We start from the raw sequence: 17759 nt of genomic DNA on the forward strand, positions 1-17759 counted from the left end.
GGAGCCCGAGGCCAAACCGCGCCGCACCCGCAAGGCCGCCGCCACCACCGTGGAAGCCGCCGACACGGAGCCCGAGGCCAAACCGCGCCGCACCCGCAAGACCGCCGCCGCGGCCCCCTCCGACGCGCCCGAGGCCGAAGCCAAGCCCCGCCGCACGCGGAAGACCGCCGCTGCCGCCGAGGCCGCCGCGGACACCGCCGAAGGCACGGAAGCCAAGCCCCGCCGCACCCGCAAGACCGCCGCCACCACCGTGGACGCGGTCGACGGGGGCGAGGCGGCCGCTCCGAAGGCGCGGCGGACCCGCAAGGCCGTCGCGGCCGCTCCGGAGATTCCGGCGCAGGCCACCGAGGAGCCGGAGGCCAAGCCGCGCCGTCGTACCCGCAAGGCGACGGCATCCGTCGAGGCCTCCGAGGCCTGATCCGGCGCCGCGTACGCGGTAGCACCGTCAGCCGCCGATGGCCCGGTCCCCACAAGGGGACCGGGCCATCGGCGTCCCCTCCCCCGAACGCGCCCTCACCCGTACGCACCCTCACCCTGCCCGGTCCCTCGTCCGCGCCCGATAGCCTCTCCCCATGAGCAGGCCCGCCACCTTCGTCCCGCCCCCCGGTGCCCGTGCGTACTCCTTGCGCACGGCGCGCGGTGAGTTCGCCGTCGTCGACGCTCCCGTGGCCGCCGGGGTCGAGCCCAGGGGCGTCGCGCTGCTGCTGCCCGGGTTCACCGGGAGCAAGGAGGACTTCAATCCGCTGCACGTGCCGCTCGCGGAGCGCGGGTACCGGACCGTGGCCGTGGACGGACGTGGGCAGTACGAGTCGGACGGTCCCGAGGCGGACGAATCCGCCTACGCGCAGGAGGAGTTGGCACGGGATGTGCTGGCGCAGGCGGAGGCGCTCGGGCACCCGGTGCATCTGCTGGGGCACTCCCTCGGCGGACAGATCTCGCGCGCGGCCGTGCTGATCGACCACTCGCCCTTCCTGTCGCTCACCCTGATGTCCTCCGGCCCGGCGCAGATCTCGCCGTCCCAGCAGGAGCGGGTGAAGCTGCTGCGGGACGCGCTCGCGGTGATGGGCATGGCCGAAGTGTGGGTCGCGATCCAGGCGATGGAGACGCCCGAGGAGACCGAGACGCCCTCCCTCGACGACGGGCTGGACGAACGGGACGATCTGCGGCGCCGCTGGCTGGCCACCAAGCCCGCCCAACTCCTCGCCACGGGGCGCCAGTTGTGCACGGAGCCGGACCGGATCGCCGAACTCGCCGCCGTACCGCTGCCGTTCCACGTCCTGTCGGGCTGCCAGGACGACACCTGGCCGCTGCCCCTGCTCGACGAGATGGCGCTGCGGCTGAAGGCGCGGCGGACGGTCATCGACGGCGCCGAGCACTCCCCCAACACCGACCGCCCGCTCGCCACGGCCCGCGCGATCGCCGACTTCTGGGACGACGGCGCCGCCACGTCCTAGTACTGCGCCTGGAGGTGGTCCCAGAAGCCGTCCCTGAGGGCGCGGCGCAGGTCCGCCTGGCCCCGCAGGGAGTACTGCAGCAGGCCCTCGGCCTCGACCAGTAGGTCCTGGTCGACGGAGCCGGGCAGATAGGGGTGGCCGGGAAGGAGTTCGACCAGCGCCTCGCGGCCTCGGGAGGCCAGCCACTTCGCGGCGATCTGGGCGCCGACGAAGCGGACGTCCTCGCGGGAGGGGCGGGTGCCGGCGGTGGCGTCGTAGGCGGCGGCCGTGCGCCGGGTGACGTACGGCTTGAAGAACTCCAGGTCGAGGGTGCGCTGGCTGTCGACCTCCCAGAGCAGCGGTTCGGCCTGGTTGCGGCCCTCGGGGGCCTCGATGCCCCAGAGGTGGACGCGGGCGCCGTACCCCTGGGCCGACTCGACCGCCGAGACCAGGTCCTCGTCGCCGCCGAGCAGGGCCGCGTCGCTGATCGCGCGGTGGCGGGCCAGTGACTCCAGGTCGGAGCGGATGAGGGAATCGACGCCCTTCTGCTGGTTGTTGGCGTTGAGGTTGCCCAGGCGGACCTTGACGTCGGGGAGTTCCGCGATGGACTGCTGCTCGGCGGTGTGGATGCGGCGGCGGGCGCCGTCGTACCAGTAGACGCGCAGTAGCCGGCTGTCCGCGAAGATCGTGCGGGCCCTGTCGATCAGCGCGTCGATCAGGCCTTCGGCGTCGAGATCGAAGGCCCGGCGGTCCTCGGTGCCGGCGATCAGCCGGCCCGCGGCCGCGTACAGATAGCCCGCGTCGACGAAGATCGCGTGGGTCGAGGGCGTCTTGGCCACCTCGGCGAGCATGCGTTCCAGCAGCTCGTTCGTGCGGTCGATGCGGGCGCCGAGGGCAGCCAGGTCGTCGTTCATCGGCTCCATTGTCCCTTTGGTCACGCTGCGAACACAACCGGTCCCGGTCGGTCCCACGGGAGCCGCTTACCGGTCGGTAATTAGCCGTTCGAAAAATTTCTTTAGCGTAGGGAATGTTTGTAACAAGCAGCACGTTGACTACGAACGACACCGGATACACATCCGGTGCGCCAAGTAGTTCTCCGCAGGAGGATGACCAGACGAAGGGAGAAGCCCATGCGCTTCGAAATCATGCGACTCGACGAGGTCGACGGCACCACCGTGGACAGCACCGTCGTGGACGCCGCCTCCGTCAACCGGATCGTGCAACAGGCCGCCGCCGTAGGACAGCGCCTGTGGATCCGCCCGGCCGAGACCCCGGCCTCGTAACGGGCACCGCCACTCAAGCTTTCCGGGGGAGCCGAGCCGACTCGGGCTCAGCTCCCCCGGATCACCTGAGTGACCCCGTTGATGATCTGCTGCACCGCGATCGCGGAGAGCATCATGCCCGCGAGCCGTGTCACCAGGACGACACCGCCGTCCTTGATGACCCGGATGATCAGCAGCGAGTAACGCATCACCAGCCACAGCACGACGTGGATCGCGAGGATCGCGGACCACACCGACGCCTGCGTGGTCACGCTGTCGGCCTTCTGCACGGCCAGGATCACGGACACGATGGCACCGGGCCCCGCCAGCAGCGGCATGCCCAGCGGCACGAGGGCCACGTTCACGTCCTTGGTCTGCTTCGGCTCGTCGGTCTTGCCGGTGAGCAGGTCCAGCGCGATCAGCAGGAGCAGCAGACCGCCCGCGATCATCAGCGCCGGGACGGAGACGTGCAGGTAGTTCAGGATCTGATGGCCCAGGACACCGAAGACGGCGATGACCCCGCCCGCCACGCAGACGGCCTGGAAGGCCATCCGCTTCTGCACCTTGGCCGGCCGTCCGGCGGTCAGGGCGAGGAAGATCGGAGTGATCCCGGGGGGATCCATGATGACAAAAAGGGTCAGGAACAGAGAGCCGAAGACGGCGATGTCGAACATATTGAGCCTTGCAGGATGGAGCCACCGCCGACGGCACCCGTCCGGCTGAGCGGACGCGGGCGCACGGCGGACGTGCGAGAGGATGGGTGAGAGGGAGGGGCGAGGGCGGAGCCGCTGAGCGGACAGACGCCGGCCGTCAGATCCCGCCGGCCCCGGGGACGGGGAAGGCGCCGGTCGCCCGACGCGTGATCTCCCCGTACACCTCGGGGTCGGTCGTGTACGCGCCCAGGGACACGGTCTTGCGGCTGCCGTGGTAGTCCGAGGAGCCCGTGACCAGCAGACCCAGCTCCTTCGCGAGCCCCCGCAGCCGGGCCCGGGCGTCCAGGTCGTGGTCCATGTGGTCGACCTCGATGCCGTCGAGACCGGCCGCGGCCATCTCGGCGATCACGGACTCGGGGACCGTACGGCCACGCTTGGCGGCGGCCGGGTGCGCGAAGACGGCCACGCCGCCCGCGCCCTTGATCAGCCGGATCGCCTCGCAGGGGTCGGTCTCGTGCTTCTCCACGAAGGCCCGCCCGCCGTCGGCCAGCCACTCCTCGGTGAACGCGTCGCTCACCGTCGGTACGACGCCCAGCTCGACCAGTGCGGAGGCGACATGCGGGCGCCCCACCGAACCACCGGCGGCGATCCGCTCGACCTGCTCCCAGGTGACCGGCACGCCCAGCGCGTTCAGCTTGGCGACCATGCCCTGGGCCCGCGGCACCCGGTCGTCCCGTACCAGCTCGCGTTCCGCGAGCAGGGCGGGCTCCTCGGGGTCGAAGAGGTAGGCCAGCATGTGCAGGGAGATGCCGTCGACACGGCAGGACAGCTCGGCGCCGGTGACCAGGGTGAGCCCCTCGGGCAGCGCGGCGATCGCCTCGGCGTACCCGCGGGTGGTGTCGTGGTCGGTCAGCGCGACGACGTCCAGTCCGGCCGCGGCGGCGTTCCGCACCAGCTCGGCGGGGGTGTCCGTACCGTCGGAGGCCGTGGAGTGACAGTGCAGGTCGATGCGCACGGTGACTCCAGACGGGGCGACGCGGAAGGGGACACCTAAGGATAGCCGGGTTTCCGAGCCCGCCTGTCACACCCGCACCCCGGAAGCACCCCCTACGACAACTGCCTCAGGGGCGCGGGGAACTGTGTGAGCACGCCCGACGCGCCCGCAGCCGCCGACCGGCAGTCACTCCCACCCCGGTGGGCGCTACGGCCGGAGCAAGCGCGGCGACAACGCCCCGCACGGCACCAGGTCCAGCTCCGCCCCCGCCTCCCGCAGGTCCGTCAGCACCAGCTCGTCGTACATGAGCAGTCCGGCCTGCTCGGGCCACATCACCGCCCACAGCCACATCCCGAGGGCCTCACCGGCGAAGACGGCGCGGTCGTCGGGGGTGCGGTAGACGTGCCAGAGCGGGGTCGGGCGGCCGGCGGCCAGGACCTTCGCCTGGGGCGGCTTCTCGACGTTCATGTACGACCCCGGGTCCGGACCGTCGATGCCCGCGTACCGCGCGCCGAGTCCGACACCCAGCTCCTCGGCGACCAGGATCAGCTCACCGGGGCCGCCGAGCGGACCGGGGCCCGAGCAGGCGACGGCGGTGGCACGGCCGCCACTGCGGTCGTCCCCCGCGTAGGCCACGCCCGTGAACAGCCACCCGACCGGCAGCGGCCACGGCATCCACACCGGGACCTGCGTGCGATGCACCACGACGTTCAGGGCCTCGACGCTGGGCGGGATCACGGGCTGCAACGGATACACCGGCCCGTGCGCATCGCACTGCCACGAATCGGCGAAAAGACCGGGAGCCCTGACCCGGCCACCGCACTTCGGGCAACTGGGTTCGCCCCTCATAGGGCTCCACGGTCCTACCCCTGCCGCGCCACGTCAAGGACGATCACCCGTCCGGAGGGACGCCTGAGCAGGGAAAACTAGATGTAGCTTGCACTAATTAGCCCGGCTAACTTACTATGTGCAAACAGCAACTACTTGAAGCGGAGACGGGAGAAGCACATGGACCCCTTCGACGCGGGAGCCGGCGGCATCCTGCGACAGCCCAAGGCGGTCTGGGCCACGGCCGGCGCCTCCGTCGTCGCCTTCATGGGCATCGGCCTCGTCGACCCGATCCTGCCGTCCATCGCGCAGGGTCTCGACGCCACCGCCAGCCAGGTGTCCCTGCTGTTCACCTCGTACTTCCTGATCACCGCGGTCGCGATGCTGCTGACCGGCTTCGTCTCCAGCCGCATCGGCGGCCGCAAGACCCTGCTGGTCGGCCTCGCCCTCGTGGTCGTCTTCGCGGGACTGGCCGGTACGTCGGACTCCGTCGGCCAGCTCGTCGGCTTCCGGGCCGGCTGGGGCCTCGGCAACGCCCTGTTCGTGTCCACCGCGCTCGCGGTCATCGTGGGCGCCGCGGCCGGCGGCAGCGCGGCGGCGATCCTGCTCTACGAGTCCGCGCTCGGCCTCGGCATGGCCTGCGGCCCGCTGCTCGGCGCGGTCCTCGGCAACATCAGCTGGCGCTACCCCTTCTTCGGCACCGCCACGCTGATGGCGATCGGCTTCCTGTGCATCACGGCGTTCCTGAAGGAACAGCCGAGGCCGGCCCGCAAGACCTCGCTCCTGGACCCGATCAAGGCGCTCGGCCACGGCGGCCTGGCCTCGGCGGCGGTCTCGGCGTTCTTCTACAACTACACGTTCTTCACCGTGCTGGCCTTCACGCCGTTCGTGCTGAACATGACCCCGTACCGCTCGGGCGCGGTGTTCTTCGCCTGGGGCCTGCTGCTCGCCGTCTTCTCGGTGATCGTGGCCCCGCGCATGCAGGAGCGGTTCGGCTCGCTGAAGGTGCTCGGCGGCTCGCTGGTGCTGCTCGCGGCGGACGTCCTCGTGCTCGGCTACGGGGGCCACACCGCGGCCATCGTCTGCACGATCCTGTCCGGTGCCTTCATCGGCGTGAACAACACCGTCTACACCGAACTGGCCCTCGGGGTGTCGGACGCGCCGCGCCCGGTGGCGAGCGCGGGCTACAACTTCGTCCGCTGGTTCGCGGCCGCGGCGGCGCCCTACTTCGCCCCGAAGATCGAGGAGTGGAGCGACATCCACATCCCGTTCGTGGTCGCGGCGGTCACCGCGGTGCTGGGCGCGGTCGTGGTCGTCGTACGACGCCGTGCGCTCACGCACGACGCGGAGGAACCGGAGGCGAGGCACGCGACCGAGGACGGGGTCGGCGTCTTCGTCAACTGACCGTTCAGCAAGGGGCTTTGGTGAGCTTGCTCACTCCACGTCAGTCCAGCGGGACGGACCTGCGGGAGGGATCCCGCAGGTCCGTCCCGTTCGTCAGCCAGCGCTCCTGGAGGGCCTGGGCGCCGTGCACCCGCTTCCAGGCGGCCTCGTTCGGGGTCATCGGCAGCAGCGGCAGGAACCGTACGGGATCCATCGGACCGTCCAGCTCCAGGTCCTCCACCAGTCCGCCGGGCTCGCCCACCAGGACCGAGGTGAAGGGGGCGCCGGGCCACAGCGGGTCACCCACGTCCAGTGAGGCGCCGGGGGTCACCACCAGGCCCTCCACCTGCGGCGAAGCGGCGAGGACGGCGAGCGGGCGGAGCACCTTGTCGGTGTCGGCGACGCCCGCGCGGACCGACAGGACCAGCTCGGCGCGCGGGCCCTTGACCGGGTCGGCGAGCATCGCGGTGGGGTCCGTCATGGGGTGCTGGGACATGCCGAGGGTGGCGTACCGGACGACGTCCCCCTCCTGGAAGCGGAGCACCTCGATGCGGTCCGTACCGAGGAAGGTGACCGCGGCGCGCGCGTCCGGTTCGCCCAGCGCGGTGGTCAACCGCGCCTCGACCAGAGGAAGAACATCAACCATGCGGTGAGCATAGAACTCGCCAGTAGCGGGCAAAGCGGCGCCTTGACAGTACGGGCGGCTGGTACTCTGAGCCGGTGGTTCGGGGCAGCACGCAGAAGCGTCGCTATCGAGTCCCGACGCCGATGAGACTCCCTTACGAGGGACCGGCCGGAGGAGGTGGGGCTGTCATGGATCGAAGTCGACCTGGTAGTACCACTCGCTCTTCCGGTTGCTGATGTAGTTTCTGGCCGGCTTCCGCCCTCACGTTCGCTTCGTCGTTCGGAAGAGCACGTTCGTCTCGCTTTGCCTGATCTGAATCAGTTCTGCATCAGTAGCGAAGTCGCCACCGCGACGATGCGGTGCTCCCCGCTTTGTGGACGTGCCAAACATCATTCCCTGCCTTGAAAGGGCGGGCCCCCGCAGGACGTCCTCATTCCGGGTAGTTCCACCCGTCGCCGCGCGCTTTCGCTGCCTGCCCGCGAAGGAGCCTGCCCATGTCGATGATCCGCGACCTGCGCGCCGTGGTCCGTCCGTCGTCCCGCGTCTCACTGCGCAAGGACACGAACGCGTCGTACGACACCACGCGCGACCCCGCGACGCCCTCGGCCGTCGTCGACTGCGCCGTCTACCGCGACGGCGCCCGCGTGCAGAGCACGGGGCCGCTGACCCCGCAGGAGGCGATGCGGCTGGTGCGCCGCGACGGCGGGTTCGTGTGGATCGGCCTGCACGAGCCGACCGAGTCGGAATTCGCCGGTATCGCCGGCGAGTTCGGGCTGCACCCGCTGGCCGTCGAGGACGCGGTGCAGGCGCACCAGCGGCCGAAGCTGGAGCGGTACGACGACTCGCTGTTCACCGTGTTCAAGACCATCCACTACGTCGAGCACGACCGGCTCACGGCCAACAGCGAGGTGGTCGAGACGGGTGAGGTCATGTGCTTCACCGGCCGGGACTTCTTCATCACCGTCCGGCACGGCGGCCAGGGCTCGCTCAGGGCGCTGCGGCACCGCCTCCAGGACGACCCCGAGCTGCTCGCCAAGGGCCCCTCGGCCGTGCTGCACGCCATCGCCGACCATGTGGTGGACGGCTACATCGCGGTCGCCGACGCCGTGCAGGACGACATCGACGAGGTCGAGACCGAGGTCTTCTCGCCGGGCCGCAAGGGCGGGGTCTCGCGCGGTGTGGACTCGGCGCGGATCTACCAACTCAAGCGTGAGGTCCTGGAGTTCAAGCGGGCGGTGGCGCCGCTGCTGCGGCCCATGCAGCTGCTGAGCGAGCGGCCGATGCGGCTGATCGACCCGGACATCCAGAAGTACTTCCGGGACGTCGCCGACCACCTGGCCCGGGTCCAGGAGCAGGTGCTGGGCTTCGACGAACTGCTGAACTCCATCCTCCAGGCCAACCTCGCGCAGGCGTCCGTCGCGCAGAACGAGGACATGCGCAAGATCACCGCCTGGGCCGCGATCATCGCCGTGCCGACGATGGTGTGCGGGGTGTACGGCATGAACTTCAAGTACATGCCCGAGCTGCACTGGAAGTACGGATACCCGGTGGTCATGGGCATCACGGTCGCCCTGTGTCTGGGCATCCACCGCACGCTCAAGCGCAACGGCTGGCTGTGAGCGGGCCTGGTTAGGCTGGGCGCATGACAAGCGAGCTGCTCGACCGGGCCCTCATCGAGGAGGCCTCCAAGAAGTCCGGCCTCATCTGGGTCAGGAGTGCCGGTGCCCCCGCTGCGCGTGCCCTGTGGCACGTGTGGCACGAGGGCGCCGTGTGCCTGGTCGGTGACGGGCCCGGTGAACAGCCGCTGCCGGCGCTCGTGGACGGCGGCTCGGCCGAGGTGACCGTCCGCAGCAAGGACAAGGGCGGCCGGCTGGTGACGTTCCCGGCGGTCGTGTCGGAGTTGGCCGCCGGCTCGGCCGAGTGGGAGGCGGCCGTCGCGGAGCTGAAGGGCAAGCGCCTGAACGCCCCCGACGGCGAGGAGATGCCGGGCCGCTGGGCCCGCGAGTGCCGGGTGGTCCGCCTGGTGCCGACGGGGGGCGTGGAGCCGTTGCCTTCCGGCAGCCTGGCGGAGCGTCCGGTGCCGTCACCGGCGACGACCCGTCAGCCGATCCCGGCGGGCTTGCCGAGACTGCTGGCCAAGCGGCGTAAGAAGTGACGCCGGTGGGCCGAGAGGCGTTCGGCGCCGCCGGTTCGCGCCGCGCGGGCCCGGCGCCGTCGCGCCGGGGAGAGGGTGCCGGGGCTTCTCGGTGCCGCCCCTGTCGGTCCGGCGCGACGGCGATCGGCCACGTCGGCGGTGCCGGACTGCGCTCAGCCCGCTGCACCACTGCGCCGCGACGCCGATCGACCACGGCGTTCCGGTCGGCGGTGCCGAGCTGACCGCACCCCTCCCGGACGCCGCCTACGAGGCCGGCAGCTGCCTGCCGTAGTCCACCGTCTCGGACTTCGCGGGCTCCGTGACGGAGAAGTCCCGCCCCCAGTCCGAGAAGCGGAGCGTCCCCGCTCCGCCGGCGCGGACCAGGCGGAGCGGATACGGCTTGCCCCGGAGGGAGACGTCCAGGGTGCCGCCGGAACCCTGGTCGCCGGTGATGCGGATCGTGGGGGTACCCGACTGATCGTGGTGGCCGTCCGTCGCCAGCTTGCCGTGCAGCGTCAGCAGTCCGTCGAGGAGGACCGCCTTGTCCGTGAAGCCACTGAACTTCTTGTACGCGGGATCCCCCTGCGGCACCTTCACGTACTTGCCGTCCAGCTTGCCCGTGGCGCCGTCGCTGCCGTCGGCGTGGTTCCAGAAGTCCGCGTCGGCCTTGAGATACAGCTGCTTCCCGACCCGCAGCAGCTTGAAGGTGGCCCCCTGCGCGGTCACCGACCCGGTCCCGCCGTCGGCCTTGAGCCGCATGTCCAGCCGGTACGTACGGCCGCTGGTGACCACGGTCCCGGACAGCCGTACCGCCGGTGCCGCGTCCGCCGCCGCCCGGGTCTTCGCCTGGATCGTGCCGGCGGGCAGCTTGCCCACGCCGTTCGTCCCCGCGTCCGGATCGTCGTCGCCGCACCCCGACAGCACCATCGCTCCCGTCACGGCCAGGGCGCAGGTCGCGGTCACCAGCGCGGTCCGGCGGGTACGGCCCTGGGGAGTCGCAGTCACAGGTGGAGCTGCCTTTCTGACGGTTCCGGAGCGGCGTACGGCAGCGTACCGGTGCCCCGCCCGCCCGGCGGAGCCAGTCCGTCCGGACCCCCCACCAGGGCGTATCCGACCGGTACGGGCTAGCCTGAAGCGCACCCGAGCGGGCAATTCCGAGCAATTCCCACGCACAGAACAGCAGTCCCCCAGCGATTCCCAGGCAAAGGAAGCAGAGCCATGGCAGCCGGCGCCCCCCGGATCTTCGTCTCGCACATCGCCGGGGTCCCCGTCTTCGATCCGACCGGCGATCAGGTGGGCCGCGTACGCGACCTGGTCGTCATGCTGCGCGTCGGGCGACGGCCCCCACGCGTCCTCGGGCTGGTCGTCGAACTGTCCACCCGGCGCCGTATCTTCCTGCCCATGACCCGGGTGACCGGCATCGAGTCGGGCCAGGTCATCACCACCGGCGTGCTCAACGTGCGCCGTTTCGAGCAGCGGCCCACCGAGCGGCTGGTCTTCGGGGAACTGCTGGACCGGCGCGTGAAGCTCGTGGAGACCGGTGAGGAGGTCACCGTCCTCGACCTGTCCGTGCAGCAGCTGCCCGCCCGCCGGGACTGGGAGATCGACCGCGTCTTCGTCCGCAAGGGCCGGAAGGGCGGCGCCTTCCGGCGGGCCAAGGGCGAGACGCTGACCGTGGAATGGTCGGCCGTCACCGGGTTCTCCCTGGAGGAGCACGGGCAGGGCGCCGAGAGCCTGCTCGCCACCTTCGAGCAGCTGCGCCCCGCCGACCTCGCCAACGTCCTGCACCACCTCTCCCCCAAGCGGCGCGCCGAGGTCGCCGCCGCCCTGGACGACGACCGGCTCGCCGATGTCCTGGAGGAACTGCCGGAGGACGACCAGATCGAGATCCTCGGCAAGCTGAAGGAGGAACGCGCGGCGGACGTGCTGGAGGCCATGGACCCGGACGACGCGGCCGACCTGCTCTCCGAGCTGCCGGAGGAGGACAAGGAGCGGCTGCTGAGCCTGATGCAGCCGGCCGACGCGGCCGAGATGCGGCGCCTGATGTCGTACGAGGAGCACACGGCCGGCGGTCTGATGACCACCGAACCGATCGTGCTGCGCCCGGACGCCACGGTCGCCGACGCGCTCGCCCGGGTCCGCAACCCGGACCTCTCCCCCGCCCTCGCCGCCCAGGTCTACGTGTGCCGCCCGCCGGACGAGACCCCGACCGGCAAGTACCTGGGCACCGTCCACTTCCAGCGCCTGCTGCGCGACCCCCCGTACACCCTGGTCAGCTCGCTGGTCGACGACGACCTGCAACCGCTGGCCCCGGACGCCGGCCTGCATGTCATCGCCGGGTTCTTCGCCACGTACGACATGGTCGCCGCGCCCGTGGTGGACGAGTCCGGGTCACTGCTCGGCGCGGTCACCGTGGACGACGTACTGGACCACATGCTGCCCGAGGACTGGCGGGAGACCGAGTTCCACCTGGACGAGGACGCGGGAGAGGGGGCGGCCGCTCATGGCTCCTGAGCGCGAGAGCACACGCGAGCGCACCCCGGCGGGCGCCACGGCCGCGCCCCGGTCCCGTGCGCGCCTGGACCAGCCCCGCCCGCCCCGGCGCCGGATCCTGCCCGAGTGGGACCCGGAGGCGTTCGGCCGGCTGTCGGAGAAGATCGCCCGGTTCCTGGGCACGGGACGCTTCATCGTCTGGATGACGGTCGTCATCATCGCCTGGGTGCTGTGGAACGTCGCCGCGCCCCGTCACCTGCGCTTCGACGAATATCCCTTCATCTTCCTCACCCTGATGCTGTCCCTGCAGGCCTCCTACGCGGCCCCGCTGATCCTGCTCGCGCAGAACAGGCAGGACGACCGCGACCGGGTCAACCTGGAGCAGGACCGCAAGCAGAACGAGCGGTCCATCGCCGACACCGAGTACCTGACCCGCGAGGTCGCCGCGCTGCGCATGGGCCTGGGCGAGGTGGCCACCCGCGACTGGATCCGCTCGGAGCTGCAGGACGTGGTCAAGGAGCTGGAGGAACGAAGGCGCCACGACGGCCATGTCGTATTCCCGGCGGAACGGGCGGAACGGTCGCCCGGACGTGACGCAGACGACCGCTGAGGCACTACCCCGAGGCCCCTCGACGCGCCGTACCATCGTCCTTATGGCTACGGAAGACGCGGTGCGCGAGGCACTGGCGACGGTGAACGACCCCGAGATCAACCGACCCATCACCGAACTCGGGATGGTCAAATCGGTGGAGATCGGCGAAGACGGCACGGTCGCGGTCACCGTGTACCTGACGGTCTCCGGCTGTCCCATGCGCGACACGATCACCCAGCGCGTCACCGAGGCGGTCTCCCGGGTCGAGGGCGTCACCCGCGTCGACGTCACCCTCGACGTGATGAGCGACGAGCAGCGCAAGGAACTGGCGAACGCCCTGCGCGGCGGCCAGGCCGAGCGCGAGGTCCCCTTCGCCAAGCCGGGCAACCTCACCCGGGTCTACGCGGTCGCCTCCGGCAAGGGCGGCGTCGGCAAGTCCTCGGTGACGGTGAACCTCGCGGCGTCGATGGCGGCCGACGGCCTCAAGGTGGGCGTCGTCGACGCCGACATCTACGGCCACTCGGTGCCGCGCATGCTGGGCGCCGACGGCCGCCCCACCCAGGTCGAGAACATGATCATGCCGCCGTCCGCGAACGGCGTGAAGGTCATCTCCATCGGCATGTTCACCCCCGGCAACGCCCCGGTCGTCTGGCGCGGCCCGATGCTGCACCGCGCGCTCCAGCAGTTCCTCGCGGACGTGTACTGGGGCGACCTGGACGTCCTGCTCCTGGACCTCCCGCCCGGCACCGGTGACATCGCCATCTCCGTGGCCCAGCTGATCCCGAACGCCGAGATCCTGGTCGTGACGACCCCGCAGCAGGCGGCGGCGGAGGTGGCCGAGCGCGCCGGCTCCATCGCGGTCCAGACCCACCAGAAGATCGTCGGCGTGGTCGAGAACATGTCCGGCCTGCCCTGCCCGCACTGCGGCGAGATGGTCGACGTCTTCGGCACGGGCGGCGGCCAGCTGGTCGCCGACGGCCTGACGCGTACGACGGGCACGTCCGTCCCCGTCCTCGGCAACATCCCCATCGACGTCCGCCTCCGCGAGGGCGGCGACGAGGGCAAGCCGGTCGTCCTGACCGACCCGGACTCCCCGGCGGGCTCCGCACTGCGAGCCATCGCCGGAAAGCTGGGCGGCCGTCAGCGGGGCCTGTCGGGCCTGTCCTTGGGCATCACGCCGAAGAACAAGTTCTGAGACCTGTTCGGCGCGGCCGGATCAGCCGACCTGGAAGAGCGCGGGGAACCGCGACCGGCCACCACGGATCCGCACGCGCCGAACCACACAGGCCCTACGGCGAAGGGGCGCCGAAGCGAACCGGCGCCCCTCGGTCATGCGTAGGCGGCAACGTCCTTGACCACGGCGAACCCCAGCCCGTACGCACTCATGCCCCGCCCGTACGCCCCCAGGTGCACGCCCGCATCCGTCGTACCGGCCAGCACCCACCCGAACTCCGACTCCCGGTAATGGAAAGAGGCCGCCACCCCGTCCACCGGAAGAGAGAGTCTGGACCACTCCGGTCCCTCGAGATCATCGGCCAGAGCCCACGCCGTCTCCGTCTGCTGCTCCAGCCAGTCGTCCCGCAGGCTGTGATCCATCTGCCCCGGCCAGGTGAAGGACAACAGCCCCACACCGGCCAGCCACGCCGCCGAGGAGACCGACGTGGCCTCCAGCAGCCCCGTACCGTCCGCGCTCCTGCGGGACGGCTGCGCGGCGACGGTGACCACGACCGCGAACTTCTCCCGCGGCTCACCGGCGGAGCCGGCCTCGTTGCGTACGGAGGGCTCGTCACCGTGCCCGATCGAACCGTGCTCGACGGCACCGTCGGCCGCGGTGCCGACCTGCATCAGCCAGCGCGGCCCGGTGAACGCCTCGTCGAGGCCGTACCACGGGAAGGGCGCCTGCAGGTAACCGTCGACCGTACGCCGGGCGGAGGGGAGCTGCTGTCCGCCCTCCGCGGCCGGCGCCTGCGCGCCCACCCGACTCGTCGTCTCCATGTGCCCGGACGCCTCCTCGCTCTCGTCGGACCGGGGCGGCCCGCCCCCCTTCGGGCGTACTCGTCCGGTCCGCACAACAACTCGGCAGCATATCCACACCGGTGAGAGCGACAGGGCAGGCACTGGAAGCGTGGGTCGTGCGAACGGCCTGTTCAGGCCGTGTGCGCCAGGTGGGCGCTATGAAACGCGTCACGTGCGCGGCGTACGCCCGCGCCCGCGTGTCGCCGGCAAGGAGGCAGGCGCCGGTGCCGACCGGTCGCTTACGTGGCGTCCGCGTCGAAGGGCGGCCGGTCGTCCTTGCCCGGATCCTCGGGCTTCTTGGTCATGTCGACACGCCCGCCGCCGGAGGAGGAGCCCGACGCCTCGCTGTCACGACTGTGGACGGCGTCCGTGACCTCGGCCATCTCCTTCTTCAGGTCGAAGCCGTTGCGGATCTCCTTCAGCCCCAGCTCGTCGTTGTCCAGCTGCTTGCGCAGGAACGTCTTGGGGTTGAGGTCCTCGAACTCGAAGTCCTTGAACTCCGGGCCCAGTTCCTCGCGGATGTCCTGCTTGGCACTCTCCGAGAACTCGCGGATCTTCCGGATCGTGCGCATCACGTCCTGGATGACCTTCGGGAGCTTGTCCGGACCGAAGACGAGCACGGCGAGCACGATGATGGTCACCAGCTCCAGTGGTCCTATGTCATTGAACACCTGACGCTCCTTGCGATGTCCTCGGTCGCTCAACGGTACCCGGCGTTCCTGTCCGACCGGTACCGTCCCAAGGTGAGACTTCTGTCAGTTCTGCTCCGACGCGCCCAGCACGAGTGAGACCTCCCGCTCGGTACCGCCGCGCTCCACTGTCAGGCGCAGCCGGTCGCCGGGCCGGTGGGCGCGGATCTTGACGATCAGCTCCTCGCCGGTGTGGACGCGCTCCCCGTCGACCTCCGTGACGACGTCGCCCGCCTTGAGGCCGGCCCGCTCACCGGGGCCGCCCCGCGTGACGGCGGGGCCGCCGCCCGCGTTCTTGCTGTCGATGCGGGCGCCGTCGCCGGTGTAACCCATGTCGAGAGTCACGCCGATCACGGGGTGGGTGGCATGGCCGTTGTTGATCAGCTCCTCGGCGACCCGCTTGGCCTGGTTGACGGGGATGGCGAAGCCGAGGCCGATGGAACCGGCCTGACCGCTCTCCGACGCGGAGCCGCTGCCGGCGGAGCGGATCGCGGAGTTGATGCCGATGACGTGGGCCCGGGAGTCGAGCAGGGGCCCGCCGGAATTGCCCGGGTTGATGGGCGCGTCGGTCTGGAGCGCGTCGACATAGCTGACGTCGCTGCCGTCGCCCTTCTCGCCGCCGGCCGTGATGGGCCGTTCCTTGGCGCTGATGATGCCGGAGGTGACGGTGTTGGCCAGATCGAAGGGGGCCCCGATGGCGACGACCGGATCGCCGACCTCGACGCCGTCGGAGTTGCCGAGCGGCAGCGGAGTGAGCCCGTGCACGCCGTGCACCTGTACGACGGCGAGGTCGTAACCGCTGTCCCGGCCGACGACCTTGGCCTTGACGGTGTCACCGCTGCTGAACGTCACGGATATCCGGCCGTCCGACCCGGCGGGCTCCACGACGTGGTTGTTGGTGAGGATGTGCCCCTGGCCGTCGAGCACGAAGCCGGTGCCGGTGCCCGCCTCGTCGGCCCCGGTGACGTGCAGGGTGACGACGCTGGGCAGCGCGCGGGCGGCTATCCCGGCCACGCTGTCCGGCGCGCGGCCGGCCGGCACGCTCCCGGCCTGCGGCAGGCGCACGTCGTCGCCCAGGCCCGCGCGCTCCACGTACGCGCCCACCGCTCCGCCGATGCCGGCGGAGACGACGGCGACCAGCAGGGTCCACACCAGCAGCAGCCGATTCCCCCGCCTCCTGCGCTGCCGGTCCGTCAGCACGCGGGCGCCGGTCTGCTGCAGCGGCTTCCGGCCAAACACCTGCTCCTCGGCCGACGCAGCGCCCCAGGGGTCATACCGCCCCCAAGGCCCCTCACCCCCCTGCTCCCCACCCAACTGCCCTGACACCGTCACGGGGACGGCGGCCGCGGGGATGGGTGAGGCGAGGGTGGGGGCCGCGGGGGCGAGGGTGCTGGGGGTGGGGGCGGGGGCGCCGGGCACGGGTGCGGGTGCGGGAGTGGGGGTGCCGGGGACGGGCGCGGGCGCGTCGGGGGCGGGTGCGGGCGTGGGGGTGCCGGGGACGGGCGCGGGCGCGGGCGCGTCGGGGGCGGGTGCGGGCGTGGGGATGCCGGGGACGGGCGCGGGCGCGTCGGGGGCGGGTGCGGGCGTGGGGATGCCGGGGACGGGCGCGGGCGCGGGCGCGCCGGGCACGGGCGTGAGGGCGCCGGGGGCGGGCGCGGGCACACCGGGCGCGGACGCTGGTACGGGAGTGGGGGCGCCGGGCGCACCCGCGCCGGGCGCGGGTGCGGGCGTGGGGGCGCCGGGGGCAGGCGCGGGGGCGCCGGGCGCGGGAGCGGAAGCTGGAGCAGCGGCCGCGAGTGCGGAAGGCCCGGGTGCGGGAGCACCGGGGGCAGGGGCGACGAGGGCGGAAGCACCGGCCGCGGGTGCGGGAGCGGGCGCGCCGGGCGCGGGCACGGGAGCACCGGCCGTGGGTGCGGGAGCGGCGAGGGCGGAAGGTCCAGGCACCGTTGTGGGGCTCCCGGGCAGGGGGGCGGTGACCCCGGCCATGTGCGCGGGAGCGGCAGCGCCGGGTGAGGGTACGGCCGTGCCCTCCATCGGTCCGCGAACGCCGGGCACAGGGGCGAGAGTGCCCGGCAGCAGTACGGCCGTGCCCTGCGCCGGTGTGGCTGCCGGGTGCTGGACGGGCGGTGCCGGCGCCCAGGGACCGGGCTCGCCGTACGGCGGGGTGCCGTAGGGGTCGGGGTCGTGCAACGGCTTCGGCCGCTCGACAGGAGCCGCCGCCCAGCCGGTTTCCCCGACTCGGGCCCCTGGCCCGGCACCGGCACCGGCTCCCACCGCAGCTCCAGCGCCTGCCGCAGCAGGTCCGGCCCCGTACCCGGCTCCAACCTCAACCCGGACTACAGCCTCAGCGCCGGGTCCCACCTCAGCGCCGGCTGTGGCCTCGGTGCCGGCTCCGGCGCCGGCCGGTGGGGCGGGGGGCGGCTTGGGCAGTTCGAAGTCTCCGGCGGCCAGCGGCTCGTCCCTGCCGCCCTGTTCCACGGGCGCGGGTGCGGTCACCGGACGGGCCAACTCGAAGTCGGCTGCGGCCTGCGCGGCACCCTCTTGCACGGCGCCCTCAGGTGTGGCGGCCCGTGTCACCCCCGCCGTCCCCTCGGGACCCTTCTCCAGCGGGACACGGTTCCCCTCGTTCATGCTCTCCCCACGGCTGGCCGCGGCCG

17 protein-coding genes and 1 pseudogene are annotated in these 17759 nt (G+C 71.8%); 9 read left to right on the forward strand and 9 right to left on the reverse strand.

The window, feature by feature from the left end:
• Window positions 1-418: pseudogene (locus tag ACGFRF_RS09515) on the forward strand (ATP-dependent helicase); the annotation flags it as partial.
• Window positions 419-572: 154 nt separating this feature from the next.
• Window positions 573-1454 carry an alpha/beta fold hydrolase gene (locus tag ACGFRF_RS09520; protein ID WP_393738027.1) on the forward strand — a complete coding sequence of 294 codons (882 nt, stop codon included), beginning with the start codon at window positions 573-575 and terminating at the stop codon, window positions 1452-1454.
• Here ACGFRF_RS09520 and ACGFRF_RS09525 read toward each other — a convergent pair.
• The gene (locus ACGFRF_RS09525; protein WP_393738320.1) at window positions 1451-2356 is read right to left on the reverse strand and encodes an NYN domain-containing protein; all 906 of its coding nucleotides are present in this window, start codon (window positions 2354-2356) and stop codon (window positions 1451-1453) included. The genes ACGFRF_RS09520 and ACGFRF_RS09525 overlap by 4 nt on opposite strands.
• A gap of 207 nt (window positions 2357-2563) precedes the next feature.
• Between ACGFRF_RS09525 and ACGFRF_RS09530 the strand changes: the two genes are divergently transcribed.
• A complete protein-coding gene (locus ACGFRF_RS09530) occupies window positions 2564-2716 on the forward strand; it encodes a hypothetical protein (protein WP_086805833.1) in 153 nt (50 codons plus the stop codon).
• Between the two features lie 47 nt (window positions 2717-2763).
• Here ACGFRF_RS09530 and ACGFRF_RS09535 read toward each other — a convergent pair whose 3' ends face one another.
• The 3 genes from ACGFRF_RS09535 to ACGFRF_RS09545 form a co-directional block, all read right to left on the reverse strand.
• Window positions 2764-3369, reverse strand: a complete 606-nt coding sequence (locus ACGFRF_RS09535) for a MarC family protein (RefSeq protein ID WP_393738028.1) — start codon at window positions 3367-3369, stop codon at window positions 2764-2766.
• Window positions 3370-3505: 136 nt separating this feature from the next.
• On the reverse strand, window positions 3506-4363 hold the full coding sequence (locus tag ACGFRF_RS09540) for a PHP domain-containing protein (protein ID WP_393738029.1): 858 nt from the start codon (window positions 4361-4363) through the stop codon (window positions 3506-3508).
• A 186-nt stretch (window positions 4364-4549) separates the two neighbouring features.
• Window positions 4550-5191: a DUF6758 family protein gene (locus tag ACGFRF_RS09545; protein WP_393738030.1), complete on the reverse strand. Its 642-nt coding sequence runs from the start codon at window positions 5189-5191 to the stop codon at window positions 4550-4552.
• 159 nt (window positions 5192-5350) lie between these two features.
• Between ACGFRF_RS09545 and ACGFRF_RS09550 the strand changes: the two genes are divergently transcribed.
• Window positions 5351-6574 (forward strand): MFS transporter, encoded by a 1224-nt coding sequence (locus ACGFRF_RS09550; protein ID WP_393738031.1) that lies wholly within the window; start codon window positions 5351-5353, stop codon window positions 6572-6574.
• Between the two features lie 40 nt (window positions 6575-6614).
• On the opposite strand, the gene ACGFRF_RS09555 is transcribed toward ACGFRF_RS09550, so the two are convergent.
• Window positions 6615-7199: a suppressor of fused domain protein gene (locus tag ACGFRF_RS09555; RefSeq protein ID WP_393738032.1), complete on the reverse strand. Its 585-nt coding sequence runs from the start codon at window positions 7197-7199 to the stop codon at window positions 6615-6617.
• A 473-nt stretch (window positions 7200-7672) separates the two neighbouring features.
• Here ACGFRF_RS09555 and ACGFRF_RS09560 point away from each other — a divergent pair, with 473 nt between their 5' ends.
• Together ACGFRF_RS09560 and ACGFRF_RS09565 are read left to right on the forward strand one after the other, a co-directional pair.
• Window positions 7673-8797 (forward strand): magnesium and cobalt transport protein CorA, encoded by a 1125-nt coding sequence (locus ACGFRF_RS09560; protein ID WP_393738033.1) that lies wholly within the window; start codon window positions 7673-7675, stop codon window positions 8795-8797.
• Between the two features lie 23 nt (window positions 8798-8820).
• Complete coding sequence (locus tag ACGFRF_RS09565) at window positions 8821-9333, forward strand: hypothetical protein (protein ID WP_393738034.1); 513 nt, start codon at window positions 8821-8823, stop codon at window positions 9331-9333.
• A gap of 243 nt (window positions 9334-9576) precedes the next feature.
• Here the strand turns inward: ACGFRF_RS09565 and ACGFRF_RS09570 are convergent, their stop codons facing one another.
• Window positions 9577-10317: a hypothetical protein gene (locus ACGFRF_RS09570; RefSeq protein ID WP_393738035.1), complete on the reverse strand. Its 741-nt coding sequence runs from the start codon at window positions 10315-10317 to the stop codon at window positions 9577-9579.
• Between the two features lie 213 nt (window positions 10318-10530).
• Here ACGFRF_RS09570 and ACGFRF_RS09575 point away from each other — a divergent pair, with 213 nt between their 5' ends.
• The 3 genes from ACGFRF_RS09575 to ACGFRF_RS09585 are packed head-to-tail and all read left to right on the forward strand — an operon-like array spanning window position 10531 to window position 13592.
• Complete coding sequence (locus tag ACGFRF_RS09575; RefSeq protein ID WP_393738036.1) at window positions 10531-11826, forward strand: magnesium transporter MgtE N-terminal domain-containing protein; 1296 nt, start codon at window positions 10531-10533, stop codon at window positions 11824-11826.
• On the forward strand, window positions 11816-12415 hold the full coding sequence (locus tag ACGFRF_RS09580) for a DUF1003 domain-containing protein (protein ID WP_393738037.1): 600 nt from the start codon (window positions 11816-11818) through the stop codon (window positions 12413-12415). The genes ACGFRF_RS09575 and ACGFRF_RS09580 overlap by 11 nt, the downstream gene beginning before the upstream one ends.
• A 43-nt stretch (window positions 12416-12458) precedes the next feature.
• Window positions 12459-13592 (forward strand): Mrp/NBP35 family ATP-binding protein, encoded by a 1134-nt coding sequence (locus ACGFRF_RS09585; RefSeq protein ID WP_393738038.1) that lies wholly within the window; start codon window positions 12459-12461, stop codon window positions 13590-13592.
• A 134-nt stretch (window positions 13593-13726) separates the two neighbouring features.
• Here ACGFRF_RS09585 and ACGFRF_RS09590 read toward each other — a convergent pair whose 3' ends face one another.
• The 3 genes from ACGFRF_RS09590 to ACGFRF_RS09600 form a co-directional block, all read right to left on the reverse strand.
• Window positions 13727-14392: a hypothetical protein gene (locus ACGFRF_RS09590; protein ID WP_393738039.1), complete on the reverse strand. Its 666-nt coding sequence runs from the start codon at window positions 14390-14392 to the stop codon at window positions 13727-13729.
• Between the two features lie 260 nt (window positions 14393-14652).
• Window positions 14653-15084, reverse strand: coding sequence for a sec-independent translocase (locus ACGFRF_RS09595; RefSeq protein ID WP_393738040.1), 432 nt, complete (start codon window positions 15082-15084; stop codon window positions 14653-14655).
• 84 nt (window positions 15085-15168) lie between these two features.
• Window positions 15169-17088 (reverse strand): S1C family serine protease, encoded by a 1920-nt coding sequence (locus ACGFRF_RS09600; RefSeq protein WP_393738322.1) that lies wholly within the window; start codon window positions 17086-17088, stop codon window positions 15169-15171.
• Between the last annotated feature and the right edge of the window lie 671 nt (window positions 17089-17759).

The sequence above is a fragment of the Streptomyces sp. NPDC048521 genome, from assembly GCF_043199855.1.
GTDB lineage: Bacteria > Actinomycetota > Actinomycetes > Streptomycetales > Streptomycetaceae > Streptomyces.